Raw genomic sequence first — 25,302 nt, 5'->3', positions numbered from 1 at the left:
TCTGCCGGAGAAAATCAGATCCGAGGATGCTCATTGTCAAGGGCAATCGGAGCCATAACACCGCAGCATTCACAACACCTTATAATTTTTGTCAAAAAAAGTGTTGCCATTCCACTAGTCTAACTTTTGGGGTGCACATCACTTTGAGGGGCGGTACATAAAAATTTATTATTTAACACGTGGTGCTAGTTAATTTTTTCCTAGAGGAAAATGTCTAAACATGTTGGTAAATCAACAAAAAAACGCATATAGTAGTCTCAAAACTCCCAAGAAATGAGGACTACATATGCGTTCATCAAAATATACTGAACATTATACAGATACTTTTATAACATTCAAGGAAATTATGAGAACTGTTTCTAACATATACCACAATTGTGTACCAGATAAGATTAAAAACCGAAGAAATACTGATCAACTGAAGCAACGCGATACAGTGATTATTGCTTGTGTTATATGGGGCATAATTAATGGCTATACTAGCCAAAGAGCCACGTATAGAGCGGTTTGTTCCGTCTTATTTCCTAATGGTGACTTTCCTAGTAGGAGTCGATTCACTCGCTTAAGTTCAAACTTAGCTTACACTATCAAGATTATTCGATACTTTTTCATCAAGAAGCTCACCAAAGGTGAACTAGTCGGAATTATAGATAGTTTTCCTAGTCCATTATGTAAACCAGTTAGAAATAGACAAGCAAAACTATTGAATCAAATAGCCAAAGTTGGCTATAACTCAACAAAAAAATCTTATTTTTATGGTCTTAAAATTCATATGATCGTTACTAAGACTGGCTTTCCGATTACTTACTCAATCACGAATCCAGGTGTCCATGACGTGAAAGTGTTAGAGACTTTATCGGAAGAAGCGAATCTTCCCAATATCCTAGGGGACAAAGGATATATTAGCCATAAAATCCATGAAAAGCTTGCCCTTAAGGGCATTACTATATCCGTTCCGCCACGTAAAAACATGGATAAATCAGAAAAACTAGACCACAGCTTACTTGGAAAACAAAGAAAAACAGTTGAGACTGTTTTTTCTTCCTTAGAAAAATTAGGTTGTCAAAATTTCAACTCACGTTCTGTTAAAGGGCTAGAGAGTAGATTTGAAAGCATATTACTGGCTTACAGTGTTCTATTAAGTCGAGCACAACGACGTTTTGAAGGAACTTTGAGATATTCTTTAGGATATTAAGATTAACTAGCACCACGGGTATTATTTAGATTCTATAAACATGTGCAACTTATCTAACAACAAAGTATATATTCTACAGAAGTAAACAAATAGCTTATGTTTTAGGATGGGAGCGTCAATAATTTTGTGTAAATAAATTGTCCTCCTGCAAAATAATTAGTTACTCAGTAAACATTGAAACTAATGTATCGGTTACCTGTTGAAAACCTTTATGGCTTCTGTTTAGAAATTTTTGATTGTATGTATCAAAAATGCTGACTAGAAAGCGTTCTAGTGATTCTTCATTTTGAAACTGCTCTTTTCTACGGCTGTATCTTTTAATTTGCTTATTGAAAGACTCGATTAGATTGGTTGAGTAAATGGTTCTACGAATGCTAGGTGGAAAATCATAAAAAGTTAATAAGTCTTGGTTTTCTATGAGTGACTGCGTCACTTTAGGATAGTTTTTCTTCCATTTCTCAATCATGCCGGATAAGAAGGTATTCGCTTCTTCTTTTGAGTTAGCTTGATAAACAGCCTTAAAGTCATCACAGATTTCTTTTCGGTCTTTGACACGTACTTTATGAGCGATATTACGAGATACATGGATACAACAATGCTGATATTTTGCTTTAGGATAAATTTGATGGATAGTATCTTTCATGCCTTTTAAGCCGTCCGTAATAAAAAGCAAGACTTCTTGAACTCCTCTGGAGTTAATATCCTGTAGCAGCTCATTCCAAACGTATGTTGATTCAGTTGGAGCAATCGCATAACTCAGTACTTCTTTAGTGCCGTCTTCTCGTATACCAATGGCAATATAAATCGCTTCTTTGGATACGGTTTGACGTTTTAGTGGAATGTAAGTAGCGTCCATAAAAATAGCGACATACTTATCATTTAAGGCTCTGGATTTAAAGGCATTTACTTCTTCAGTCAGAACTTTAGTCATGTTGGACATGGTTTGTGGAGTATAGTGATGACCGTACATTTTTTCGATCAAATCAGCAATTTCAGACATCGTAACACCTTTTTCGAATAAATGGATAATAGTGGTTTCCAATGTATCGTTTGTTCTTTTGTAGGCTGGTAAAGTTTGTTGTTTAAACTCACCATTACGATCTCTAGGTATTTCCAATGTTAATTCACCATATTCGGTTTTGATTGATCGAAAGTAAGAACCGTTTCTCGAATTACCTGAATTAAAACCAGTGCGATCATATTTTTCGTAATCTAAAAAAGCCGTTAATTCAGTCCGTAGGAGTGTGTTTATCGCTTTTTCTAAGTGCGAACGGAATAATTCATTTAAATCGCCTTTAGTGACTAGAGTTTGCACAATTTCTGTAGTAAAATCATTCATAGGGAAGTCCTCTTTTCTGTGAATTGGTTGTCGTTAACTTTATTCTACAGAAGGGACTTCCTTTTTTGTATGGATTTTTTCATTTACACAAAATATTTTATACTCTCTTTAGGATGTACACAAATTGACAAGTATAATAAAACTTTGATAAAATACAAATGTTTTTTTATTTTTATATGTGATTAGTTAGAACTTACTTAAATCCTATTATAATATTTTTGTTAATGATTTTAATAAAATGATTGGAGAGAAAATGATGGATCAAAAAGCGTTTATCGAATCTATTGATTCTACAATCGATAGATTAAAAAAAGAAATTCGATTTTATAATAGAGTAATTGGTATCGGAAATATTATAAAAATAGTCTTATCAGCTAGTATCCCAATATTAATTGATCAGGCTTCCGAACACAGGTCTTTACTATTGATTGTTTCAATTGCTTCAGCAATAATTACAATTATACAAAGTGGTATGTCTGCATTTAATTATCAAGATAAAGTACAGACTTCGACAGAGTTATTAATGAAAATTGAAAAAGAAAAGTTGTTATATATAACGAAAACATCCCCATATAATAAAACAGATGAAGAAAATTTCCATTTAATCGTTACAACCCTTCAAACTGAATTAAATGATATTATCTCTGATTTTAATCAAGTTAATAACTAAAAATTTATTTAATTAGAAAGTAGTGCAGATAATACTAATTGTACAATTAAGAAAAGAGATAAGACTTTACATTCCTAAAAAAATGTAAAGTCTTATCTCTTTTCTTAATGCTATAAATTCATAATAACATTATGGACAATAAATTTAAAATTTATTCAGACTGTAGACAAACTCCTAAATTTAGAGTGTTGTTTGCAGTCTGACGACTCAAAAATGAGTCGTATAAATCAATTATAGTAATAAGTCATTGATTTCTTTAAATTCTTTATCAAGTTCTTTTTCATCATATTTTTCATATTTATCAGCTTCATGAAGAACTTTTTTAATTTCATGAATAGCCTTTCGTTCAACTAACCATTTTTTTAGGTTATGTTTTTTTTCTGGATTTTCAGATAACGTATCAAGTTCGTCTAACTCTTTATCCAGTTTATTGACAACAGAAACAATTTTGTTTACAACTTTTTCTTCTTTGTTTTCTAAATTTGACATTTATCTTCACGTCCTTTTTATTTGATAATTTAAGTATAGAACTTTGATATAGTTTATACAAATAGAAACGCTTCTTCGTGTATTCTGTGATTTTCTTTTGAAATGAGGAAAACTTTGGAGTAAAATGAACGTGGACAGAAAAATATTTAGTCTAATGGTGATAAGTCAAGATGAAATTTAAGATTTTCTTTATTGAGTAATATGTTTTGAAGCGCACGAAACTAGACCCGATCAAAATCAAATTTTTTTCGGGTTGATTCAAGGATTTGCGTCAATAACGGATTGTTATTTCTCTATCACACTCCTTGGTGGCGTATAGAGTTGGTGTTTACGTAGTAGCGTATCCACCAGACGCGTAAATTTTCTTGCGGTTAGGACGAGTGCACGTTTGTGTTGATGCTTTGGAACCTCCTTATATTTACTTTGATAAAAAGCTTTGTATTCAGGAAGATAATTTTTTACAGAGTTGGCAGCTTCAACTAAGTAGTATCTAAAATATCGATTTCCTTGTTTTGTCAGAGGTGTATTTTGCGACTGATAGTTTCCAGATTGGTTCACTTTCCAACTTAATCCAGCGTATTTTGCCAATTTTGTCTGATCTTCAAATCTTTCGATTTGACCAATTTCAGCGATTAAACCGGCAGCATAGACTTTACCAACGCCTGGAATACTGGTTAAGCATTGATATTCTGGAATGACAACAATTACTTGTTCGATGGCTTTATCTAATTCTTTGATATTTTTTTCAAGTGCTCGTATTTCTCGTACGAGAACACTTAAAACAACATTAATTGATTCTTGTGCAAGAGCACCTAGGCGGTAACTCATGGTAATTGCACGTTGAATTGCTTTAGCGATTTTTTCTGGTTGCTTGAAACGGCCTTTTCCTTTTTCTTGAAGTAAATCACAGAAAGCTTCTAAAGGAAGCTCAGCAAGTTCATCCAATGTGAAATCTTCCGTCATGAGTGAAATGAGGGTTGCACTAAAAAGACTCGTCGATTCGTCTCGCATTTCTCGAGCAAGCGTATTACATTTGTACGTTAGATTTTCAAGAAAATGTTGCTTTGTACGAATCAATTGCTTAATAAGTTGATAGCGAGTACGTGTTAAACGCTGTAAGGCCATGTATTTCTCTTCTTTGATAGGGGAAGTTGTGAATCGTTGAATACGCAAGAAATCAGCGATTCTTAATGCATCGTTTCGATCAGTTTTATTCTCATCAAACATGCGACTAAATTGTTTCACCCGAAAAGGATTTTCAATCGTTACAAGTGTGTTGAGCTTCTTTAGTTTCTCATCTTCATGAAAAAACATGGAAGGATGGAAGCTGTACATGGACGTTGACTCCATGCCAATCACAATTTGATCAAAGTGGTAGCTGTCATTGAATTCAAGAATTGTTTCTCGTATGAATGAAGCACCTTCGATGTCATTGGCAACAGAGATTTCAGATAAGATAGACAATTGATTGTCGTCTGTTAAAAAACAAACATCTAGTTTTTCAGAGCTAACGTCAATACCGACAAATAATTTCATGGAAGAAGGACCTCCTTTCGATATAAATTTTGGAAAATGCTTCGATACTGTGGGATTTCCCAGAAACTCACTGTATAGCCACAACCTCGCCTAATAGAATACGGTGATAAAAGAGCTAGAAGCTGCCTTCCAAACTACTATTTGAAAGTCTAGTCCATTATCGAAACAGCTAATGAGTTGGTAGTGATAACAGTGGTTCGGGTAACAGACTAAACAGGGTAGACAAACGCTACAGGAGGAAATAGCAAATTCCCGTTGGATCCTTTCCATACATCCATTGTACTCTGAGAAATCACACAATATCGAAACAAATTCCGTTAGGAATGTGTTATTCAATAAATTTTATAATCTAGAAACATTTTGAATAAAAACTATTAGACAAATGATATTTTACGAGGAGGAATAAACTATGTGTACGTCTATTACTTATGTAACAAGTGATCATTATTTTGGAAGGAATTTTGATTATGAAATATCTTACAATGAAGTAGTTACTGTTACTCCAAGAAATTATAAGTTGAATTTTCGAAAGGTAAATGATTTGGATACTCATTATGCAATGATTGGTATTGCCGCTGGTATAGCTGACTACCCTCTTTATTACGATGCGACAAATGAAAAAGGATTGAGTATGGCTGGGCTAAATTTTTCTGGGTATGCTGATTATAAAGAAATACAAGAAGGGAAAGACAATGTATCTCCTTTTGAATTTATTCCTTGGATTTTAGGACAATGCTCAACAGTAGGAGAAACTAAAAAATTGTTAAAAAATATCAATTTAGCAAATATAAATTATAGTGATGAACTTCCTTTATCCCCTTTACATTGGCTATTAGCTGATAAAGAAAAATCAATTGTCATTGAAAGTATGAAAGATGGACTTCATATATATGATAACCCTGTGGGCGTTCTTACCAATAATCCTTCATTTGACTATCAATTATTTAATTTAAACAATTATCGTGTCTTATCGAGTGAAACTCCTAAAAATAATTTTTCAAATCAAATAAGTTTGAATGCCTATAGCCGCGGTATGGGAGGGATAGGCTTGCCTGGAGATTTATCCTCAGTATCTCGTTTTGTTAAAGCGACTTTTACGAAGCTGAATTCTGTATCTGGAGATTCAGAGTCAGAAAGTATTAGTCAATTTTTCCATATCTTAGGTTCAGTAGAACAACAAAAAGGTTTGTGTGATGTTGGTGATGGAAAATATGAATATACAATTTATTCTTCTTGTTGCAATGTTGACAAAGGAATCTATTATTATCGAACATATGAAGACAGTCAAATTACTGCAATTGATATGAATAAAGAAGACTTAGATAGTCATAAGTTAATTAGTTATCCAATTATAGAAAAACAACAAATTAAATATATAAATTAGTTAATGTGTTGTGATTGATTATTTAATATAGATATAATACAAAAAGGCAAAGATATTTTCAAAACATTTTTTCTTGATGTGATATCCTTGTCTTTTTTGTAATGTTTTTAACTTCTTAATTGTCAAATTAAGTTAGACAGATCATCAATACTTACGTAACTCAAAAATACTTCCAAAGGTGTTCGATAATCCAGTGATTTTCTAGGAATATTATTTCGTTTAGATGCGACAGATTGAATAAAAAATTCATCTACTGAATTGAAATCCATAGATTTCAATAAACCATCTCTACGTAACAATCCGTTAGAATTCTCGTTTAGGCCTCTTTGAGACGGCGTTCCTGGATCAGCGAAATAAATGGCAATATCATTGACATTACTGATCTGTTTCCAATTTGAAAATTCCTTTCCACAATCAAAAGTGATGGATTTGAATAGGTTTTTCGGTACAGATTCAAACCATTGATTTAATTTTTTTTCAATATCAATCGCTTGTCTACCACACGGTTTCAATGTGATGATAACTTTTGATAATCGTTCAACTAAGGTAATTACAGCACTTTTATGTTTCAGACCTACGATAGTGTCACCTTCAAGGTGACCAAACTCATTTGAGAATTGGCTATAATCCTTTTCACGTTCATGAATAGAGCGGCGGAAAGTTTGTTTTCCACGTCTTTCTTGATGTCCATTCGGTTTACGCTTGCCTTTCATCGGTAAGTCAGAAGAATCAAATAGCCCCTTTTTGAACATACGATAAATGGTACGAGCAGAACAACTAATAGGAAACGCTGCACGACCAACAATCACATCGGGTGTCCATCCTTGAACAACCTTTCTTTGAATATATTCTGATTGTTCCTCGGGTAAAACAAGCGGACGTCTACCACAGTTTGATTTGTTTTTCTTATACTGTTGATAATATTCTAAGGCTGATTTTCCTTGCTTGAAGAACAGATATACTTTATGGATCGTTTGTCTTGAACGATTCAAGCAATGGGCAGTTTTAGCAACAGATTGATTCATTTTGAAATAAGACTCTATTATTACAAGTTCATCCGTTGTAAGATGGGTATAGGTCATTTGTACTCACTCCTTATAATTCTTTGGTCGGAACTATTTTGAGTGTAGCACAAATGACTTTTTTAGTTGTCTAGCTTAATTTTACAATCGGCGACTTATTGCTTTTGCAAAATTTATTTACCTGTTTTCTGGATCAACGATAGTGTACATTATGCTATCCTTGTTTGGATTTTAGGACGTTTAAAGAGGCACTTTTTTACATAACTTAATCCATAGACCTTTTAAGCATGCTGTGAGATAATAATAAAGAAGAGTTTAAAGCGCACCCCAAACCACTTCCCCATAAGTGTATTACGCTTTAAACTCTTTTATATTTGAATTCACTAAGAAGCATACCATATATTTGAATTTACTAAGAAGCATACCATATTTTTGAAAAAAAGTGAGAAAAAAGGCTTATAATTAGGATTTAGAGTAATTAATTAGATGTTTATTTTATAGGACTGATACTATAGATTACAAATAGTATCGTATTTCGCAATCTTAAAATTATCTTCTTACTGTGAATAAGATAATAAAATTTGTATTTGTCCTTTTTAGGTAACTTATTTTAATCTATATACCTTTCTGGATCAACGAAAGTATACTTTATATAGTCATAACGCCGATGGTAACTATGCACTGTAACGATAATGCTGCTAAAATATCTTTTTACGAAAAACATCACAAGGAAAAACTTAACTATGGTATTATCTAAACATAATTTTTTCGGTATTTAATATTTAATTAGGAGGTAATATTTTGCTTTTTTATAGTAATTTTATCTTAATAGTAGCGATATTATTACTTCTGAATATATGGATTTTTGATAGGAGTAGAAATTCAAGTATAGGTTTTAGAACTAAACGAAGTTTGTCTTCTAAAAAAAATTGGGTATACTCACAAACTATTTTTTATGGAGGAATTGTTTTAATTAGTTTACTTTCTTCAACACTTTATTCTTTGAATATTATAGATGTTTCCACCTCAAATTCAATATCTATTATTGGAATCATTATTGCTGCAATTATTACACAACTGTTTTTAGTGTTTGGAGAGAAGAAAAGAAGTAAAAAATAGAAAAACTAGTGATAGTTTTGGTGATATAAGAAAAACATATATGTATAAAAAGAAGAAAGTAGCTTCTCTTTGTACATATATGGTTTGTTTTTATGGATGCCGAGCTTTTTTATAAGATAAGGCTACCGCCCATAACGACCCAAGGATTTGTGGAACTAAGTAAATACCTGCAAGAAGCAAGATCAGCTGGGTCGGTTTTAAAGGATGATAGAAGTAACGCCATTCAGTAAAATTGGCGCAAAATAAATAGGAAGTGACAGTAGATATAATATTGGCAATGAATAAAGATATAATACGCCTGTTCCTTTGAAAATAATATCCAGCAAAAAGAGATAAAAATATCAATGTGATGAACCCGCTTACGGAATGATAACGAAAATCAAGCAGTAAGGCGAAATGCACATAAGGAACAAAAGATAAAAGCAACGGAAGGTTTTTCCAGCAAGTTTTTATCATCTTTCATCACCACCTAACAAGTGTTATTATTTTGTTAGTTTTATTGTAAATTGAATCCTGCAATAATCAATTACTTTTTCATTATTTCTAGATTAAATGAATAAACTCTCATGCCATTATCTCTAAAAAAAAAGTTTTTCCCCCTAATTTTTTTAGATAGAAAATTGTATAGTATGATGAGAGAAAAAGTAGTTTGGGGGAACGTTAATGAGAAGAAAAGCAGTAATCGATCGGCTTTATTTATTTTTTTGGTTTTTTCCTATCGTTTTGCTACCTTTTACATGGGTAAATGCTGTTGTACAAGGTGCGGAGATATTAGGCCTGATCCAAGGAAGCGGATTTGTGGTTTCTAGGAATTTTCCAGCTTTGATTGTTTTCTATTTAGTGATAAGTGTAGGTCTCTTATTACCAAAATCTCTGATCAATCACTACAATTGGCAGCTGCTTTACTTTTCTTGCTTATTAGTATTTACATCTATGTTTTCTTTGCTGCCTCGCTTGATTATCGGCCCTAATGGTTTGAGCGAGAGTGGATTGAAGGATTTAGCTTATTCCTCCATGTATTTCTTGACGATCAAACCATGGTTCTATTTAGTAATTGCCTCATTTATTCTTGCAACATTTTTTTACTTCTGGACAGAAATCAGGATAAAAAGTGAACGATCTGTATCTATAAAAAATAACTATTGATGGTGGATCATCAGTAAAAAAACATATGAGCTGCGTAAAATGCATGTTTCTCATATGCTTTTTTTATTATTATGTAAAGAATGCGAAAAACGTTTACATGATTTTTACATAACTTAACTATATTTTTACAGCAACCATACGAGGGATTTACAGTCGACTGATAAACTTTAGTTGTAAATAAGAAAGGAGCAATAAAATGAAAAAAGTATTGTTTACTCTAGGTATGATGGGAATTCTTTTAGCCGGATGCGGCTCAGGATCAGGAAATACAGATGGCTCTGCCACACAAAATAATTCAAGTGACTCAAATGAACAAGTAAAAATCGTTGCGGTAGGTTCGACAGCATTACAGCCGTTAGTCGATGCAGCACAAGAAAGCTTTGTACAAGAAAATCCAAATTATCAAATCTCTGTACAAGGAGGAGGAAGCGGAACTGGTTTGAGCCAAGTCGAAGCTGGAGCAGTTACTATCGGAAACTCTGATGTATTTGCAGAAGAAAGAGACGGAGTTGATGCTTCAAAATTAGTGGATCATAAAGTAGCAGTGGTCGGGATGGCACCAATCGTCAATAAAGATACAGATGTCAAAGATATCACCAAACAGGAATTGATTGATATCTTTACAGGAAAAATCACTAACTGGAAGGAAGTTGGCGGGAAAGATCAAAAAATCAACGTCGTGAACCGTGCAAACGGCAGCGGTACCCGCGCGACATTCGAAAAATGGGGACTGGATGGTGCTACCCCTGTGCAGTCCCAAGAACAAGATTCATCAGGAACAGTTCGGCAGCTGGTAAGTCAAACACCAGGAGCAATCAGCTATTTAGCTTTCTCATATCTCGATGATTCCACACAAGCACTAAGTATCGACGGTGTAGAACCAAAAGAAGAGAATGTAGCAGATAACAGCTGGGGAATCTGGTCATATGAACATATGTACACGAACGGAAAACCTTCCCCTGAAGTCCAAAAATTCTTAGACTACATGATGACAGAAGAAATCCAAGAAGGACCTGTCAAAGAATTGGGCTATTTACCAATCACAATGATGGAAGTAGAACGTGATCACGAAGGAAATATCAAATAACTAGCAGATAAACATGCCACGGTAGTCGTTACTATTAAGGAAAAATCAACTATGTTTCCCCACATATACATTTTTCCTTTAATTGTGAAAAATAGTTCCTCATATTTTGCCGTTTTTTGAGCTAATACCGAGGGTCAGCTGATTGAACACCGTTTATTCGAAAAAAAGAGCTACGACATAGAACTGTCGTAACTTTTTTTGGCTCTTCGTCAAATCGTGTTGGTGAAGACAAATTTGAATAAAACTTAGTCCGATATGCGGCGCGTTCTGTGCGCCGCATATTTTTTTAGTTTTCAAAGATCAGACCTTGTTGTAAATAGATCCGTGCCCGAAAGTTATAAAAGTTGCGATAACCAAACGCAATTCGTTTAATCAGCTTGATCTTGTTATTCAGCCCCTCAGTGACGCCGTTTGAGTGGGACACCTTAAAGGCATTTGAAATACCCGATTGGTAGCAATGGAAGATCGTGAATTTCTTTTTAAACGACTGAGGTAACGTAGATGAAATTGTTTTAAGGGTTTCTTGAAAGCCTTCCGTACCTCGTTTAACGAAATAATAGCGTAATAATTGACAAAAATGATACGCAGTTCGCAATTCTTCGTTGTAGCTTAACAGCTCATCAACGATTTCTGTTTGACTAATTGGTCGTTTAAACAGTCGATGATAATGCCGTTTGAGTGGCTCCCATGTCGTGGAATCTTTGAGTAAGAGTTTCCAATATCGCTTGAGCCGACGGTACTTCTTCTGATTTTCAGAGTGTGAGGTTCGAAAACGATTCATGATCTGGACACGTAATTGATTGAAGCTGCGATTGATGTGTTGGACAATATGAAAGCGGTCAGTTACGATCTCCGCATTTGGAAAGACTGTTTTAAGCAACTGACAATAGCTGGCATTCATGTCCATCACTAGGTACTTGACCTTTAAACGGGCTTTTCTAGGAAAGCGCAGGAAGTATTGAGTTAGTTTGTAAAGTCTGCGATCTTCAAGGATCGTAAATAGCTGATGGGTTGTCCCATCAACACAAATAAAACTCATGGAACCAGAAACAGACTTCATTGATTTGAACTCATCCATACACAACACCGTCGGAAGGAAGTTCATACGTGGCTGGTAATGCTTCGTTGCTTCACGCAAGATCCGTGTCACCGTCCCATCCGAGACGAAGTACTTCTTAGCGATTAGTTTACGTGATTGATTTTCGTACAGTTCCATGAGAATCGCCTGCTTCAGTTCCTTTGTTAGTTGATGATGTTCATCAACTAAGTCCGTTTTCGCAGAAAAGGTCCTTCCACAATCATGGCAGAGAAAACGGGTACGTTTTAATTCTAAAATAGTTAACTTTTCTTTGACTTTCAACATCTGAGTGCGTGTCGTATAGGAACCGTTGCGGATAATACGAACCGATCGACAGTGTTCACAATAGGAAGAAGAGTCATCCAATTTTCCTTTAATAAACTGCGCTTGAACGCCTTTATATTCTTTTTCAATCAGCCATTCTTCATCAAAAAATAAATGTTTATCTGTTAATCCGAGTAATTTTCTAGTATGATTATCCATTGAGAGACTCCTTTGGTAGGATGACGTTTTGGTCGACTAAATTTTACCAAAAGTGAGTCTCTTTTTGAGTTGAAACGAAGAAAAAGTGTTAGTAGAAAATCGCCTTCGATTTTCCACCAACACAAAATATTATAGAACCCTTTTTTTTTGCTATATGACAGGAATGAAAGGTGTTTGCAAGCTTAATGTGAGGAACACTTTCCATATCTGTTCTATACTGGATAGGAGAAGTTTGGAAATATCCAGAAAACGAAATCAATCGAGGTAGCCACATGAAGAATAAATGGATAAATCGAAGTAAAAAAAAGAAAGTAACACAAAGATCATCAGATAAAGTCATCCGTCTTTTTCCATCGTATAAAGAAGGATTAACGGCAGATCAAGTCAAGGAACGAATAGAAAAAGGTGCAGCAAATAATTCAGTCGATCCCACATTCAAAACAAATCAGCAAATCGTATTGGAAAACATATTTACGTATTTCAATTTGATCTTTCTTATCTTAGCCATTTTGCTTTGTTTAGTAGAATCCTATAAGAACTTGACTTTTTTACCAGTTATCATAGCCAATACAGGAATCGCCATTTTTCAGGAAATTCGATCCAAAAAGATCTTGGACGAACTAAATGTTTTAAATACAGCAAAAGTCAATGTCATACGAGACGGGATAGAACAAACAATAGATATAGAAGACCTTGTAATAGATGACATTGTTATTTTAGAGACTGGATATCAAATTCCAGCAGATGCAGAGGTCGTGGAAGGGAAACTGCAAGTTAATGAGGCTTTATTGACAGGCGAAGCAGATGAAATAACCAAAGAAATAGGTGATCCATTAATGTCCGGCAGTTTCATTGTTTCCGGAAAAGCTTACGCCCGATTAGACAAAGTTGGAGCAGATTCGTATATTTCCCAGCTGACAGTCAAAGCCAAGACAATGGGAGAAGGAGAACAGTCGGAGATGATTGCTTCTCTTAATCAATTGATCAAATGGATTGGGATCATCATTATTCCTATCGGTATCCTGCTTTTTTCTCAAAGTTACTTTTTTAATGGAAACACGATCAAAGAAAGTGTCGTTGCAATGGAAGCAGCATTGATCGGTATGATACCTGAAGGACTGTACTTGCTGACGACGATTGCATTAGCATTAAGTGCGACTAAACTAGCAAAGCAAAGAGTTCTTTTACACAATATGAAAAGCATTGAGACATTGGCAAGGGTAAATGTCCTTTGTGTAGATAAAACAGGAACGATCACAGAAAATAAAATGTCTGTTCAAAAAATGATCGTCTCTAAAAAACAAGAAATAATCAGTCAGTCAGATCAATTGGAAGCATGCATTGCTGACTATGCAAAAGCGATGGCAGGAGACAATGCAACAATGGAAGCTGTTAAAGCATATTTTACAAAAACCACTGATCAATCCTATCACCATGTTATTCCTTTTTCTTCTGTCCAAAAATTCAGCAGTGTAGCGTTGGCAGACAAGGTGTATGTTTTAGGAGCGCCCGAAATGGTTTTGCGCGATCAATTGCCGGAATATGCGGAAGAGTTTGTTTCTTTCGCTGAAAAAGGCTATCGCGTGTTGGTCTTTGGTGTGTACGATGGGATTCTTGAAGAACCAGTATTGACAGAAGCAGTCACACCATTAGGCTATATTCTGATTGCTAATCCTATCAGAAAAGAAGCAAGAGCCACATTTGATTACTTCAAAAAACAGCAAGTAGCCATCAAAGTGATTTCTGGAGATAATCCGCTCACCGTATCCAATGTAGCTGTCCAAGCAGGGATTTCACATGCTGATCAGTACGTTGATGCATCTAAATTATCAGAAGAAGAATATGAAGCAGCTGTCGAAAAATATACAGTTTTTGGACGCGTCAAGCCAGAACAAAAGAAAATCTTCGTTCAATTGATAAAGCGTAACAATACAGTAGCTATGACAGGTGATGGCGTGAATGATATTCTAGCCATGAAAGAAGCAGACTGCAGTATAGCGATGGCTTCCGGAAATGAAGCCGCCATGCAGGCCTCACAAGTGGTCTTACTTGATTCTGACTTTTCACGCATGCCAGAAGTTGTTGCAGAAGGACGGCGCGTTGTGAACAATATTGAGCGATCAGCCAGCTTGTTTTTAGTGAAGAATATTTTCTCCTTTTTGCTCTCACTGTTTTCAGTGATCTTTGCTCTGACCTATCCTTTAGAACCATCACAAATCACATTGATTAGTTTGTTTACTATCGGACTTCCATCTTTCTTGCTTGCTCTAGAAGAAAACAAAAAGCGAATCAGAGGGAAATTCATCATGAATGTGATGGAAAAAGCTGTGCCAGGTGGACTAACAGATATGATCGTAGTCGGTGCGTTGGTGATCTGCGGGGTGACTTTGAATCTAAATAAAACAGATGTTTCTACAGCATCTACCATGCTTTTGATTGCAGTAGGGTTCCTCGTTCTCTATAAAATCTGTTCACCGCTGAATAAATTCAGAAGTCAGATCATTCTTTTCTGTGCTAGCGGTAACTTTTTTTCGGTCATCTTTTTGCATAAGCTGTTTTCAATCACCGGTATCTCAGCTGTATCACTTTTGCTGTTGAGCATTCTATTTTTCTCGGCAGATTCGATTTTTAGGCATTTGACCACATTGGTAGAATATTTGTTTGAACGTAAAAATGAAAAAGAGCAAAAGCCGTTTAGTCGCGTAGCTAAAAAATTTCTATCGATATTTAAACGAGAAAATTGACGAAAAGTATCTCAAAAAAGAGTAAAAAAGAACAACCACTCGTGTATCTTTCGAAGCAGGATGAGTCATCCAACTTTAAAACGCACGAGCAGTTGCTCTTTTTTACATTTTCGGAATGGTAACGGTGAAAGTCGAACCTGTTCCAAGATGACTGTCTACAGTAATCGTACCATTAAGGAGTTGCACGTAGTCTTTTACAATCGCTAACCCTAATCCGGTCCCGCCTGAATGTCGGCTTCGCGCCTTGTCTACGCGGTAAAAACGCTCAAAGATCCGTTCCTGATCCTCAATGTCGATACCTATACCAAAGTCTTGGACAGAAAACGATAGATCATCTGTTGCCTGATAGCGGATAATAATCTCGCTGTCGCTTTTTGAATATTGGACAGCATTTTCAATCAGATTTTTGATAATTGGATAAAGGATATCTGTTTTAGTAGTAAATGGTTCGTTCTTTCCAATCAATCGAATCGTCAACCGTTTCTTTTCGATGATTGGCTGATAATTTTGAACGATTTGCTGGAAATAAGGTTCTGTATAAATTGTCTGGATCTCGTAAGAATTCTCGCCATCTTTTGACAGCTGGATGATTTCCCGAATCAGTTTATCTAACCGGATCGCATCTTTTTGCATGATCTCAAGAAAAGAAGTCAGAGTTTGCGGGTCATCTTTTGCACCATCCAGTAAAGTCTCGGTAAAACCAATCAGTGAAGTCACAGGAGTTTTTAATTCGTGAGAGACGTTGCCAACGAAATCCTTTTGTAGCTTTTCTAAACGTCGCACTTTCGTTAAGTCATACGCCACCCCTAGAATCTGTCCGGTACCTTCTGAATTAGTAAAGTAGCGCAAACTCAAGTCTAATGTCTGCCGACCTTCTGTAAGGGTGATCTCCTGATGGATCAGCGGATGCTCAGGAGTCACTTGATGAATCAGCTGAATGAGTTTTGGCTCTTGAATGACTTCTGTGTACCGCTGTTCAGGTTGATAGCTTACCACGTTTAAATGTAGCTGCATCTTTGGATTAAGCAGTAGTAAACGAGAATCAGCATCATCAATCAGGAATACGCCAATCATCAGTTCGTTCAGTAACGTATATAATTGCTCTTCTGTGGTAGTACACGCCCGATACATCTTACTCATTTGTTCGCTCAACGCATTAATCGTCTGATACAATTCTTCCCATTGATCGGGTGTTTGCATGATTACTTCCGCCTGATTAGGATTTTGCACCATTTTTTTTAGTACGGGCAGCACGGTTTTCAATGGCTGGTTTTTTTGATAGATCAGATAATAGATCATTCCTGCAAGAACAAGGAAGAAAGACAGAAAGAAGAAAAAGACCCAACGGCGAAAACTCTCAGTTCTCGGTAAAAAAACGCTTGTCGGTTCTGCGATACGTAAAATGGCTTCTAACTGGCCACTTTTTTTGACTGGTAATGCGACATATAAAAGATCCTCATTCAAAGTAGTACTTTTGCGCAAAGCGCTACCTAGGTTCCCACCATTCAATACGGCTTTGATTTCGGGACGGGAGTTTCGCTGTTCATTCAATGTTTCATTGTTTGTGTCAAATAAGATCTTTCCAGTAGCATCCATTAAAGTAATCCGTTCGTTCGACTGATGGACGAATTCTTCCAAAGCAGTTTTGTTTTGCGCTGCTTGGAGGTTTTCGACATCTAATTGCCGGATCAGCAGTTGTGCTTTTTTTGTCAGGTAGCTTTCTTGCTGTTCCACGATCTGCTGTTGAAAATAATGGGAAATCAATTGCCAGCCACCAAAAAACAAACTAACTAAAAGAATAAGAAAGAAGAGACGTTCATAAATTTTTTTCCATTTCATCGTTTGGGTTCCTGAAACTTATAGCCAAATCCTCTAATAGTCACCAAGTACTTTGGGTGTTTTGGATCTCGCTCGATTTTTTCTCGCAAATGACTAACGTGTACATCTACGATTCGGCTTTGTCCTGCGAAGTCAAAATTCCAAATGCGGTCTAGCAATGTGTCTCGGTCGATCACACGGTCTTTTCGTTTCATGAAATAAACAAGTAATTCAAATTCTTTCGGTGTTAGTTCAATCAGATGGTCGTCTACGGTCACTTGATAATTGGTCAAATCAGCAGTGATTTGTCCAATCGATAGATATTCAGGCTCAGCTTCATCTTTTGATTGCTTACGAGGTTCAATTCGTCTGAATATTGCTTTCATACGGGCTAATACTTCGCGAGGACTAAATGGTTTGGTCAAATAGTCGTCAGCACCTATTTCTAGGCCAATGATCCGATCCACTTGGTCATCTTTAGCCGTCAGCATCAAAATCGGTGTTTCATTTTTTTCTTGACGCAGCCGCTGAGTGATCTCCATGCCATCCATCGTTGGAAGCATCACATCTAAAATGATGAAATCAAATGATTGTTCTAATGCTAATTCTAATCCTTCGCCTCCATCTGTGGCACTGGTTACCTTGTAGCCTTCTTTTTCCAAATTGAACGTCAAGAGCGTTACAATAGAAGGTTCATCATCAACAACTAGTATTTTTTTCATTCAAATCTCCTTTAAATAGGTTTCATTCTGTTTATATTTTAGCATAGAATCAGTACAAAGGGCTATTTTACAAAAGAAATAAATGGTATAATAGGAAGGCACTTTGCTGAATAGAAAGGAAGAGCAGTCAATGATTGGAATCAGTGCATGTTTAGGCGGTCTGGCCTGTCGCTATGATGGACAGAAAAAAGAAGTACCAGAATTGATGGAACTAGTTGAAACTGGAGAAGCTGTCATGGTCTGTCCAGAAGTGATCGGCGGATTACCAATTCCTAGAGATCCCGCTGAAATCATTGGTGGAAATGGATTCGATGTGTGGAAAGATCAAGCAAAAGTATGGACGACAAGCGGCGAAGATGTAACGGAAGCGTACAAAAATGGCGCGATCAAAGCCTATCAAAAATTGCAGGAAAAACACATTGATCTAGTCATCATGAAGGAAAAAAGCCCTTCATGCGGAACCCATTCGATTTATGACGGAAGTTTTTCCGGAATAAAAAAAAATGGTGCCGGAGTGGCTACTGCTTATTTTATTCAGCAAAAAATGACTGTGCTCTCTGATGAAGAATGGCTGAAAACTAGAGGTGAGCAGAATGGAAATCGAAAAGACCAATCGAATGAACGCGCTCTTTGAATTTTATTCGACCTTATTGACAGAAAAACAAATGAACTACATGGAATTATATTATGCAGATGATTTTTCATTAGGTGAGATCGCGGAAGAATACGAAGTAAGCCGACAAGCAGTATATGACAATATCAAGCGGACAAGCAAGATCTTGGAGGATTATGAAAAAAAACTCCATCTTTTTTCTAATTATATTGTTCGAGAACAGGTATTGGAAAATATGACTGCATATATTACAGATAAGTACCCGGAAGATAAAAAACTACTTGAATATGTACAGCAAATTCAAGCAATCGAAGAATAAATAAAAGGAATGAAGAAAATATGGCATTTGAAAGCTTAACTGAACGTCTCCAGCAGGCGATGGGAAAAATAAGAAAAAAAGGAAAAGTATCAGAAGCTGACGTAAAAGAAATGATGCGGGAAATCCGCCTTGCCTTACTAGAAGCCGATGTTAACTTGCAAGTAGTCAAAGATTTTACTAAGCGCGTACGCGAACGTGCGGTAGGGGCAGAAGTGCTGGAAAGTTTATCACCTGCACAACAAATCGTAAAAATCGTTGATGAAGAATTGACGATCACACTTGGTTCTGAAACAGCAGAGTTAAATAAATCACCAAAAATACCAACTGTTATCATGATGGCTGGTCTTCAAGGGGCAGGTAAAACGACCTTTACTGGTAAATTAGCCAATTATTTAAAGAAAAATGAAAATGCTCGTCCGCTCCTAATCGCAGGGGACGTATATCGACCAGCTGCGATCGACCAATTGAAAGTATTAGGTCAACAGCTAGACGTTCCTGTATTTGATATGGGAACTGAAGTCAGCCCGGTAGAGATCGTCCGTCAAGGGATGGAGTTAGCAAAAGAAAAGAAAAACGACTATGTATTGATCGATACGGCAGGACGTCTGCATATCGATGAAACATTGATGGATGAGTTGAAACAAATCAAAGAATTGACGCAACCAAATGAGATTTTGCTTGTTGTCGATGCCATGACTGGTCAAGATGCCGTCAACGTAGCTGATAGCTTCAACCAGCAATTAGGTATTACAGGGGTCGTCATCACTAAACTTGATGGGGATACTCGAGGCGGGGCAGCACTATCGATCCGCTCAGTGACAGGCGCACCAATCAAATTCATCGGTTCTGGTGAAAAATTGACTGACTTAGAAGTATTCCACCCAGATCGTATGGCTAGCCGTATCCTTGGTATGGGGGATATGCTGACATTGATTGAAAAAGCGCAGCAAGACTACGACGAGAAAAAAGCGGAAGAACTTGCACAGAAAATGCGGGAAAATTCATTCGATTTCAATGACTTTATTGAACAGCTTGATCAAGTGATGGGTATGGGCCCACTGGAAGATCTAATCAAAATGATCCCAGGAATGAATCAAGTCCCTGGAATCGAAAACGTCAAGGTAGATCCAAAAGATGTTGAACGCAAAAAAGCGATGGTTTATTCTATGACGCCAGCAGAAAGAGCAAATCCTGATCTGTTGAACCCAAGCCGTCGTCGCCGAATTGCTGCCGGTTCTGGAAACAGTGTTGTTGAAGTGAATCGAATGATCAAACAATTCAAGGAATCAAGAAAAATGATGCAGCAAATGTCCAAAGGGGATATGAACATCCCAGGTATGGACCAAATGTTTGGTTCAGGCGTCAAAGGAAAACTAGGCAAAATGGCGATGAATCGAATGATCAAGAAAAATAAGAAGAAAAAGAAAAAACGGAAATAAGATGAAAAAAACAGCTTCGGTACAGACTGAAAATGTCTACTGCCGGAGCTTTTCTATCAGCAATTTTTATTCTTTACTAATACAATTACTCTAAACGAAGAGGTGGCACAGATGAGATGTCCGTGGAGTGAACAAACAGAAAGTATGCGGCAATATCATGATACTGTCTGGGGTGTTCCTGAATATGATGACCAAAAGCTGTTCCGAAAATTGATGCTTGATATTAATCAAGCCGGATTGAGCTGGCAGACGATTTTAAATAAAAGTGAAGCATTCGATGAAGCATATGATCGATTCGATATCAAAAAAGTCGCAAATTATGGAGAAACAAAAATCAGTGAACTAATGGAAAACAAAGGAATTATTCGTAACCGAAGAAAAATCGAAGCAGCCGTCCAAAACGCCAAAGCAGTCTTGAAAATTCAAGAAGAAATCGGCAGTTTTTCAGAGTATCTTTGGTCGTTTTCTAATGGAAAAATCGTTGATTCTTCTTATCATTCACAAGAAGAAGTCCCAACAACAAGTCCTCTTTCAGATGAATTAGCAAAAGATCTAAAGAAAAGAGGATTTAAATTTATCGGAAGCACAACAATCTATGCTTTTTTAGAAGCTGTCGGGATCATCAATGATCACCTTGACAGTTGTTTCCGCAAAGAAGAGGTCGTACGTATCGGCAGAAAGGGCGAATAAAGCATGCGAAAAATCATATTTTATGGTGCTATAAGTTTAGATGGCTATTTGGCAACGAAAACGGATGATCTTCAATGGCTTTTTGACACTCCAACAGGTAAGCAAACTACTTATGAAGCTTTTTATGAAACAATCGATACGACCATCATGGGCAGAAAAACTTATCAGGAAGCAAAAAAATATTTGGAGACCGAAGCAATTTATCCAGAGAAAAAGAATTTCGTTTTTTCCACCCACGCACAATTACAATTGCCAGATGCTGAGGTCGTAAACGAAGATCCTGTTGCTTTTCTAAAAAATCTACAAATGACAGAAGGAAAAGATATCTGGGTTGTGGGTGGCGGTCGATTGATCAAACCGCTATTGGAACATCAAATGATTGATGAATGGTATATCCAGATTACCCCTGTATTATTAGGGGACGGGATTCCTTTATTCCAAAAAGGAACATATGAAGCGCGTTTTGAAATGCTAGACACGACACGATTCGGTGAATTTATCGAATTGCATTATGTACGAAAGTAGAAGTAAATAAAATAAAAAAGGCAACTATATGCAGAAATGTCCTGTACATAGTTGCCTTTTTTATTACCGTTATGCTTTTTACTCTGTTAATTTGTTAGAAAAATCTAGATACGCATCTAAAATCGTTTGGAAGAAACTTAATGTTCCTTCAACGATATTACCATTTTCATCAATTAGATTCGCAACGTTTCCGATATATGCTTCCGGTTGCTGCAAGGTTGGCACATTCAAAAAGACAAGTGATTGGCGTAGATGGTGGTTTGCGCCAAAGCCGCCGATCCCACCTGGTGATGCAGTAACGACTAAACCTGGTTTATGATCCCAAACACTGTGTCCATAAGGTCTTGAGCCTACATCTAAAGCATTTTTCAATACTGCTGGCACAGAACGGTTGTATTCAGGAGTAACGAAAACGACACCGTCTAGTCCCCTCACTTCCTCACGAAAACGAGTCCATTCAGCAGGAGCCTGTTCTGGAGTTTCGAGATCCTCATTGTAAAATGGCAGATCATCGATTTTTACAAATACACTTTCGTACCCTTCAGGAAGCAATTTCGCAAAAGCTTCTGCTACTTTTTTGTTGTAAGAATCTTTTCTTAAACTACCAATAAAAAATCCAATTTTTTTTGTCATACGATTTTTCCTCCTTCAAACTATCTATAATAATCTTACAAAAGATAAGTAACTGGAGCAAATAAAAACACTTACTGACAAAAGCTACATAGAAGATAGATTACTTATTTTTAACAAAAAAGAAGTCTAAAATCTTCTATTTTCTAAAAAAAATCGAATTTAATCAAGCTGTAAAGAAAAAAAGCTTTACAGGGTAAAAAAAAACTGTTACACTACATCTTGTGAATAAAACAATGGAGGTGGAAATAAATAATGGCAGTTAAAATCCGTTTAAAACGTATGGGTTCTAAAAAGAGTCCGTTTTACCGTATCGTCGTAGCTGATTCACGTTCTCCTCGTGATGGACGTTTCATCGAAACTGTAGGTACTTACAATCCTTTGAAAGACCCTGCAGAAGTAGTTTTAAAAGAAGACTTAGTTCTTGACTGGTTATCAAAAGGTGCACAACCTTCTGACACTGTACGTAACATCCTTTCAAAAGAAGGCGTTATGCAAAAACACCACGAAGCTAAATTCTCAAAGAAATAAGGTGACCGGATATGAAAGATTTAAGCGACTTAGTCTTAACAATCGTTCGTCCGCTAGTCACTTATCCTGATCAAGTCAAGTTAGACGTCGTAGAGTCGAAAGACTTTTACGAGTACAATCTAACAGTGGCTCCTGAAGATATTGGCCGTATCATTGGAAAACAAGGGCGTGTTGCTAAAGCAATCCGCACAATCGTTTACGGTGTTCGGATCAATGCACCGAAAAAAGTGCGTTTGAATATCATCGATGATAAGGAAAAGTAAATAAACGTGCTGTACTCGAATTTTCGAGTGCAGCTTTTTTGTTTTTTTTATTAATTGAAGAAATGATTATTTGGCAAAACAAGCAAGAAAGCGTATCCTTATAGGAGGAGGGAGTGAACAGCCAATGAGAAAGAAAATGTTATTTATTCCATTTGCTCTATTGTTAAGCGCTTGTAGTTCGGTTACTCAAGAATCAGACAATACACATCTATCAAGCAGTATATCTGAAACTGTTACCAGTCCAGAAAAAAGTAGTACCAAAACGGCTTCCACCACTGAACAAACAATGGCTACCTCAAATAATGAGAAAAAGACTGCTTTAGACCAGTTGAAAGAACAACAGCCAAATGTTCCCATGCCTCTAGATGTACCAGTCTCTTCAGGCTATCTCAATATCGCAGCGACACATACAAAGCAAGGTTATTCTATTTTATATTACAGAACAGATCGTCCCCTCGGGTTGAATGCTGACGAATTGAATCAAGAAACGCCTATTGCAACCTATCTATATCAATATGGGTTTGCTTCTAGTCAAGAAACAATCCAAGTTTTGCAGCCATTTGAGATCGACACAAATGGTCAGCAAGTGGACTTAGGTTCTCGAATCACAGGGTATCAGCAAGGTGCAGCAGGTTCAAGTTTTCTTGAATGGCAAGAAGGAAACTGGCGTATTCGAATCCGTGGGAATAATATAGAAGGCCAAGATCCCTTACTATTAGCTAAAGAAATCGTAGCTTATTTGGAAGAAAACAGTCTACCAGCACCTGAACAATTTGGTAAAATTACTGTTGATATGGGTGATACGACGAATCGAGCCGTAGAAGTAAGCTGGCAAGAACCGAAAAATGCCTATACGATCACTCATCAAGATCCTATGTCTGCGTTGAAGATGGCAGTTTCTATGAAGAGGTTGTGAAATCAGCGCGCTGATCTGAGCCCATCATTTAACTCCAAGTCACAGGAAGTAATCAAAAATAGCACGCCGCATTTTTGCATAATTTTGGCTTAATACCTTAAAAGAAAACTAGAATTGCCTCTTCACACATGCTAAAATAAAACAGACAAAAAAGAAATGGGGATATAAGTTGACTGAATACTTGAATGTAGGAAAAATCGTAAACACACAAGGTATCAAAGGCGAAGTCCGTGTTATCTCAACAACGGATTTCCCAGAAGAACGTTACAAAAAAGGAACGGTGCTAACACTATTCCAAGACGGAAAAGCACCTGTGGAATTAACAGTCAAAAGTCATCGCAAACATAAAAATTTTGACTTATTGAGTTTTGAAGGACATCCTTCTATCAATGATGTGGAAAAATATCGGGATGGCATATTAAAAGTGTCAAAAGACAACTCTGTAGATCTAGCTGAAAATGAATTCTATTACCATGAGATCATCGGTCTGCATGTATTAGAAGATGGAACTGAGTTAGGTAAAGTAAAAGAAATCTTGTCACCAGGTGCCAATGATGTTTGGGTCGTTCAACGTCCGAAAAAAGCTGATATATTGCTTCCATATATCGCTTCTGTCGTCAAAGAAGTCGATTTAGAAGCTGGAGTGGTCCGTGTAGAAATTCCAGAAGGACTGATTGACGATGAAGATTGATGTATTGACTTTATTTCCAAGAATGTTTGAAGGTCCTATGGGGGAATCCATCATCGGTAAGGCTGTAGATAAAGGATTATTAGATATCAATATCTCTAACTTCCGCGATTATTCAGATAACAAACATCAGACAGTAGATGATTATCCATACGGCGGTGGAGCAGGTATGCTGCTCAAAGTCCAGCCCATCTATGATAACATCCAAGCCATTGAAAAAGCTGCACCGGATGTCAAAAAAAGAGTAATTCTTCTTGACCCAGCTGGTAAACGATTCGATCAGAAAATGGCAGAAGAATTTTCACAAGAAGAACACTTAGTATTCATTTGTGGTCATTATGAGGGATATGATGAACGTATCCGCACATTAGTGACAGATGAAGTTTCCTTAGGAGATTATGTCCTTACTGGGGGAGAATTAGGTGCGATGGTCATGATCGATGCAACAGTTCGGCTTTTGCCAGATGTGTTAGGGAATCAGACTTCAGCTCAAACGGATTCTTATTCAACCGGTTTATTGGAACATCCCCAATATACTCGCCCGGCAGAATATAAAGGGATGAAAGTACCAGAAGTATTGACAAATGGAAATCATAAATTGATTGAAGAATGGCAATTAAAAGAATCACTAAGAAGGACCTATCAACGTCGGCCTGATCTTTTGGAAACACTTGAATGGACACCTCAAATGACGAAATTTTTAGAAGAAATCAAGAAAGAAGAACAAGAAAAAACAGCAGATGAAGCCAAGTGACTTTTTCTAAAATCTTCTTTACAGTAGGTTGATAATATGTTAGTATTTTATGGTGAGTGCAAAAGCACTTAACTATTACGATATTCCGCTGTGAGAAAAGCT

26 protein-coding genes and 1 pseudogene are annotated in these 25,302 nt (G+C 36.5%); 17 read left to right on the top strand and 10 right to left on the bottom strand.

The features are described 5' to 3' along the window. Positions 1–286: 286 nt before the first annotated feature. On the top strand, positions 287–1,195 hold the full coding sequence (locus tag ACIFUW_RS09435; protein ID WP_002295743.1) for an IS982-like element ISEfm1 family transposase: 909 nt from the start codon (positions 287–289) through the stop codon (positions 1,193–1,195). A gap of 160 nt (positions 1,196–1,355) precedes the next feature. Here the strand turns inward: ACIFUW_RS09435 and ACIFUW_RS09430 are convergent, their stop codons facing one another. Beyond that, the gene (locus ACIFUW_RS09430) at positions 1,356–2,534 is read right to left on the bottom strand and encodes an IS256-like element ISEf1 family transposase (RefSeq protein WP_000997695.1); all 1,179 of its coding nucleotides are present in this window, start codon (positions 2,532–2,534) and stop codon (positions 1,356–1,358) included. Positions 2,535–2,772: 238 nt separating this feature from the next. Here ACIFUW_RS09430 and ACIFUW_RS09425 point away from each other — a divergent pair, with 238 nt between their 5' ends. After that, on the top strand, positions 2,773–3,204 hold the full coding sequence (locus ACIFUW_RS09425; protein WP_002305693.1) for a DUF4231 domain-containing protein: 432 nt from the start codon (positions 2,773–2,775) through the stop codon (positions 3,202–3,204). A 231-nt stretch (positions 3,205–3,435) separates the two neighbouring features. On the opposite strand, the gene ACIFUW_RS09420 is transcribed toward ACIFUW_RS09425, so the two are convergent. Further along, positions 3,436–3,693 carry a hypothetical protein gene (locus ACIFUW_RS09420; RefSeq protein WP_002295273.1) on the bottom strand — a complete coding sequence of 86 codons (258 nt, stop codon included), beginning with the start codon at positions 3,691–3,693 and terminating at the stop codon, positions 3,436–3,438. A 285-nt stretch (positions 3,694–3,978) separates the two neighbouring features. Continuing rightward, the gene (locus tag ACIFUW_RS09415) at positions 3,979–5,229 is read right to left on the bottom strand and encodes an IS110 family transposase (protein ID WP_002297404.1); all 1,251 of its coding nucleotides are present in this window, start codon (positions 5,227–5,229) and stop codon (positions 3,979–3,981) included. A 409-nt stretch (positions 5,230–5,638) separates the two neighbouring features. On the opposite strand from ACIFUW_RS09415, the gene bsh reads away from it, so the two are divergent. Next, positions 5,639–6,613 carry a choloylglycine hydrolase gene (gene bsh / locus ACIFUW_RS09410; RefSeq protein WP_002301623.1) on the top strand — a complete coding sequence of 325 codons (975 nt, stop codon included), beginning with the start codon at positions 5,639–5,641 and terminating at the stop codon, positions 6,611–6,613. Between the two features lie 122 nt (positions 6,614–6,735). On the opposite strand, the gene ACIFUW_RS09405 is transcribed toward bsh, so the two are convergent. After that, complete coding sequence (locus ACIFUW_RS09405) at positions 6,736–7,695, bottom strand: IS30 family transposase (protein ID WP_002301399.1); 960 nt, start codon at positions 7,693–7,695, stop codon at positions 6,736–6,738. Between the two features lie 550 nt (positions 7,696–8,245). Continuing rightward, positions 8,246–8,341, bottom strand: a pseudogene (locus tag ACIFUW_RS09400) (DUF5960 family protein); the annotation flags it as partial. Between the two features lie 95 nt (positions 8,342–8,436). Here ACIFUW_RS09400 and ACIFUW_RS09395 point away from each other — a divergent pair. Next, positions 8,437–8,754 (top strand): SdpI family protein, encoded by a 318-nt coding sequence (locus ACIFUW_RS09395; protein ID WP_002326708.1) that lies wholly within the window; start codon positions 8,437–8,439, stop codon positions 8,752–8,754. A gap of 90 nt (positions 8,755–8,844) precedes the next feature. Here ACIFUW_RS09395 and ACIFUW_RS09390 read toward each other — a convergent pair whose 3' ends face one another. After that, positions 8,845–9,210: a hypothetical protein gene (locus tag ACIFUW_RS09390; protein ID WP_002289810.1), complete on the bottom strand. Its 366-nt coding sequence runs from the start codon at positions 9,208–9,210 to the stop codon at positions 8,845–8,847. Between the two features lie 207 nt (positions 9,211–9,417). Here ACIFUW_RS09390 and ACIFUW_RS09385 point away from each other — a divergent pair, with 207 nt between their 5' ends. Then, positions 9,418–9,900, top strand: a complete 483-nt coding sequence (locus ACIFUW_RS09385; RefSeq protein ID WP_002300070.1) for a hypothetical protein — start codon at positions 9,418–9,420, stop codon at positions 9,898–9,900. Positions 9,901–10,096: 196 nt separating this feature from the next. Next, on the top strand, positions 10,097–10,987 hold the full coding sequence (locus ACIFUW_RS09380; RefSeq protein ID WP_002289807.1) for a phosphate ABC transporter substrate-binding protein PstS family protein: 891 nt from the start codon (positions 10,097–10,099) through the stop codon (positions 10,985–10,987). A gap of 286 nt (positions 10,988–11,273) precedes the next feature. On the opposite strand, the gene ACIFUW_RS09375 is transcribed toward ACIFUW_RS09380, so the two are convergent. Continuing rightward, positions 11,274–12,548 carry an ISL3-like element IS1476 family transposase gene (locus tag ACIFUW_RS09375; protein ID WP_146708612.1) on the bottom strand — a complete coding sequence of 425 codons (1,275 nt, stop codon included), beginning with the start codon at positions 12,546–12,548 and terminating at the stop codon, positions 11,274–11,276. Positions 12,549–12,820: 272 nt separating this feature from the next. Here ACIFUW_RS09375 and ACIFUW_RS09370 point away from each other — a divergent pair, with 272 nt between their 5' ends. Then, complete coding sequence (locus ACIFUW_RS09370) at positions 12,821–15,292, top strand: cation-translocating P-type ATPase (protein ID WP_002297196.1); 2,472 nt, start codon at positions 12,821–12,823, stop codon at positions 15,290–15,292. A gap of 102 nt (positions 15,293–15,394) precedes the next feature. On the opposite strand, the gene ACIFUW_RS09365 is transcribed toward ACIFUW_RS09370, so the two are convergent. Together ACIFUW_RS09365 and ACIFUW_RS09360 are read right to left on the bottom strand one after the other, a co-directional pair. Next, positions 15,395–17,131 (bottom strand): ATP-binding protein, encoded by a 1,737-nt coding sequence (locus ACIFUW_RS09365; protein ID WP_002303966.1) that lies wholly within the window; start codon positions 17,129–17,131, stop codon positions 15,395–15,397. Then, the gene (locus tag ACIFUW_RS09360) at positions 17,128–17,832 is read right to left on the bottom strand and encodes a response regulator transcription factor (RefSeq protein WP_002293705.1); all 705 of its coding nucleotides are present in this window, start codon (positions 17,830–17,832) and stop codon (positions 17,128–17,130) included. The genes ACIFUW_RS09365 and ACIFUW_RS09360 overlap by 4 nt, the downstream gene beginning before the upstream one ends. Positions 17,833–17,962: 130 nt before the next feature. Here ACIFUW_RS09360 and ACIFUW_RS09355 point away from each other — a divergent pair, with 130 nt between their 5' ends. The 5 genes from ACIFUW_RS09355 to ACIFUW_RS09335 all read left to right on the top strand — a co-directional run bounded on the left by ACIFUW_RS09355 (position 17,963) and on the right by ACIFUW_RS09335 (position 21,418). After that, positions 17,963–18,466, top strand: a complete 504-nt coding sequence (locus tag ACIFUW_RS09355; RefSeq protein WP_002297194.1) for a DUF523 domain-containing protein — start codon at positions 17,963–17,965, stop codon at positions 18,464–18,466. Next, positions 18,426–18,764, top strand: a complete 339-nt coding sequence (locus ACIFUW_RS09350; protein ID WP_002293708.1) for a putative DNA-binding protein — start codon at positions 18,426–18,428, stop codon at positions 18,762–18,764. Before ACIFUW_RS09355 ends, ACIFUW_RS09350 begins: the two co-directional genes overlap by 41 nt. A gap of 20 nt (positions 18,765–18,784) precedes the next feature. After that, positions 18,785–20,203, top strand: coding sequence for a signal recognition particle protein (ffh, locus tag ACIFUW_RS09345; protein WP_002293709.1), 1,419 nt, complete (start codon positions 18,785–18,787; stop codon positions 20,201–20,203). A gap of 111 nt (positions 20,204–20,314) precedes the next feature. Further along, a complete protein-coding gene (locus tag ACIFUW_RS09340; protein WP_002293710.1) occupies positions 20,315–20,893 on the top strand; it encodes a DNA-3-methyladenine glycosylase I in 579 nt (192 codons plus the stop codon). A gap of 3 nt (positions 20,894–20,896) precedes the next feature. Continuing rightward, positions 20,897–21,418: a dihydrofolate reductase family protein gene (locus tag ACIFUW_RS09335; RefSeq protein WP_002297192.1), complete on the top strand. Its 522-nt coding sequence runs from the start codon at positions 20,897–20,899 to the stop codon at positions 21,416–21,418. A gap of 78 nt (positions 21,419–21,496) precedes the next feature. Here ACIFUW_RS09335 and ACIFUW_RS09330 read toward each other — a convergent pair whose 3' ends face one another. Next, the gene (locus ACIFUW_RS09330; RefSeq protein ID WP_002293714.1) at positions 21,497–22,051 is read right to left on the bottom strand and encodes an NADPH-dependent FMN reductase; all 555 of its coding nucleotides are present in this window, start codon (positions 22,049–22,051) and stop codon (positions 21,497–21,499) included. A gap of 252 nt (positions 22,052–22,303) precedes the next feature. On the opposite strand from ACIFUW_RS09330, the gene rpsP reads away from it, so the two are divergent. The 5 genes from rpsP (at position 22,304) to trmD (ending at position 25,200) form a co-directional block, all read left to right on the top strand. Beyond that, complete coding sequence (rpsP, locus tag ACIFUW_RS09325) at positions 22,304–22,579, top strand: 30S ribosomal protein S16 (RefSeq protein WP_002290274.1); 276 nt, start codon at positions 22,304–22,306, stop codon at positions 22,577–22,579. Between the two features lie 11 nt (positions 22,580–22,590). Then, entirely contained in the window at positions 22,591–22,842 is a 252-nt protein-coding gene (locus tag ACIFUW_RS09320) for a KH domain-containing protein (RefSeq protein WP_002290277.1), read from the top strand. A gap of 124 nt (positions 22,843–22,966) precedes the next feature. Continuing rightward, positions 22,967–23,758 carry a hypothetical protein gene (locus tag ACIFUW_RS09315; RefSeq protein ID WP_002297190.1) on the top strand — a complete coding sequence of 264 codons (792 nt, stop codon included), beginning with the start codon at positions 22,967–22,969 and terminating at the stop codon, positions 23,756–23,758. A 169-nt stretch (positions 23,759–23,927) separates the two neighbouring features. After that, complete coding sequence (rimM, locus tag ACIFUW_RS09310; RefSeq protein WP_002293716.1) at positions 23,928–24,449, top strand: ribosome maturation factor RimM; 522 nt, start codon at positions 23,928–23,930, stop codon at positions 24,447–24,449. Then, positions 24,439–25,200, top strand: a complete 762-nt coding sequence (gene trmD / locus ACIFUW_RS09305; protein ID WP_002293717.1) for a tRNA (guanosine(37)-N1)-methyltransferase TrmD — start codon at positions 24,439–24,441, stop codon at positions 25,198–25,200. Before rimM ends, trmD begins: the two co-directional genes overlap by 11 nt. The last annotated feature ends 102 nt before the right edge of the window (positions 25,201–25,302 follow it).

This window comes from Enterococcus sp. PLH-Efm8, from assembly GCF_053011625.1.
The sequence above is the reverse complement of the archived record's forward strand: the minus strand, read 5'-3'. Positions and strand labels throughout refer to the sequence as shown.

Excerpts from the sequence above, each read along its gene's own strand:
- ACIFUW_RS09430 (WP_000997695.1), bottom strand. The coding sequence starts at position 2,534 with ATGAATGATTTTACTACAGAAATTGTGCAAACTCTAGTCACTAAAGGC.
- ffh (WP_002293709.1), top strand. The coding sequence starts at position 18,785 with ATGGCATTTGAAAGCTTAACTGAACGTCTCCAGCAGGCGATGGGAAAA.
- bsh (WP_002301623.1), top strand. The coding sequence starts at position 5,639 with ATGTGTACGTCTATTACTTATGTAACAAGTGATCATTATTTTGGAAGG.
- ACIFUW_RS09335 (WP_002297192.1), top strand. The coding sequence starts at position 20,897 with ATGCGAAAAATCATATTTTATGGTGCTATAAGTTTAGATGGCTATTTG.
- ACIFUW_RS09330 (WP_002293714.1), bottom strand. The coding sequence starts at position 22,051 with ATGACAAAAAAAATTGGATTTTTTATTGGTAGTTTAAGAAAAGATTCT.
- ACIFUW_RS09375 (WP_146708612.1), bottom strand. The coding sequence starts at position 12,548 with ATGGATAATCATACTAGAAAATTACTCGGATTAACAGATAAACATTTA.
- ACIFUW_RS09365 (WP_002303966.1), bottom strand. The coding sequence starts at position 17,131 with ATGAAATGGAAAAAAATTTATGAACGTCTCTTCTTTCTTATTCTTTTA.
- ACIFUW_RS09380 (WP_002289807.1), top strand. The coding sequence starts at position 10,097 with ATGAAAAAAGTATTGTTTACTCTAGGTATGATGGGAATTCTTTTAGCC.
- ACIFUW_RS09420 (WP_002295273.1), bottom strand. The coding sequence starts at position 3,693 with ATGTCAAATTTAGAAAACAAAGAAGAAAAAGTTGTAAACAAAATTGTT.
- ACIFUW_RS09340 (WP_002293710.1), top strand. The coding sequence starts at position 20,315 with ATGAGATGTCCGTGGAGTGAACAAACAGAAAGTATGCGGCAATATCAT.
- ACIFUW_RS09350 (WP_002293708.1), top strand. The coding sequence starts at position 18,426 with ATGGAAATCGAAAAGACCAATCGAATGAACGCGCTCTTTGAATTTTAT.
- ACIFUW_RS09385 (WP_002300070.1), top strand. The coding sequence starts at position 9,418 with ATGAGAAGAAAAGCAGTAATCGATCGGCTTTATTTATTTTTTTGGTTT.
- ACIFUW_RS09390 (WP_002289810.1), bottom strand. The coding sequence starts at position 9,210 with ATGATAAAAACTTGCTGGAAAAACCTTCCGTTGCTTTTATCTTTTGTT.
- rpsP (WP_002290274.1), top strand. The coding sequence starts at position 22,304 with ATGGCAGTTAAAATCCGTTTAAAACGTATGGGTTCTAAAAAGAGTCCG.
- ACIFUW_RS09355 (WP_002297194.1), top strand. The coding sequence starts at position 17,963 with ATGATTGGAATCAGTGCATGTTTAGGCGGTCTGGCCTGTCGCTATGAT.
- trmD (WP_002293717.1), top strand. The coding sequence starts at position 24,439 with ATGAAGATTGATGTATTGACTTTATTTCCAAGAATGTTTGAAGGTCCT.
- ACIFUW_RS09435 (WP_002295743.1), top strand. The coding sequence starts at position 287 with ATGCGTTCATCAAAATATACTGAACATTATACAGATACTTTTATAACA.
- ACIFUW_RS09405 (WP_002301399.1), bottom strand. The coding sequence starts at position 7,695 with ATGACCTATACCCATCTTACAACGGATGAACTTGTAATAATAGAGTCT.
- ACIFUW_RS09370 (WP_002297196.1), top strand. The coding sequence starts at position 12,821 with ATGAAGAATAAATGGATAAATCGAAGTAAAAAAAAGAAAGTAACACAA.
- ACIFUW_RS09425 (WP_002305693.1), top strand. The coding sequence starts at position 2,773 with ATGATTGGAGAGAAAATGATGGATCAAAAAGCGTTTATCGAATCTATT.
- ACIFUW_RS09360 (WP_002293705.1), bottom strand. The coding sequence starts at position 17,832 with ATGAAAAAAATACTAGTTGTTGATGATGAACCTTCTATTGTAACGCTC.
- ACIFUW_RS09320 (WP_002290277.1), top strand. The coding sequence starts at position 22,591 with ATGAAAGATTTAAGCGACTTAGTCTTAACAATCGTTCGTCCGCTAGTC.
- ACIFUW_RS09315 (WP_002297190.1), top strand. The coding sequence starts at position 22,967 with ATGAGAAAGAAAATGTTATTTATTCCATTTGCTCTATTGTTAAGCGCT.
- ACIFUW_RS09415 (WP_002297404.1), bottom strand. The coding sequence starts at position 5,229 with ATGAAATTATTTGTCGGTATTGACGTTAGCTCTGAAAAACTAGATGTT.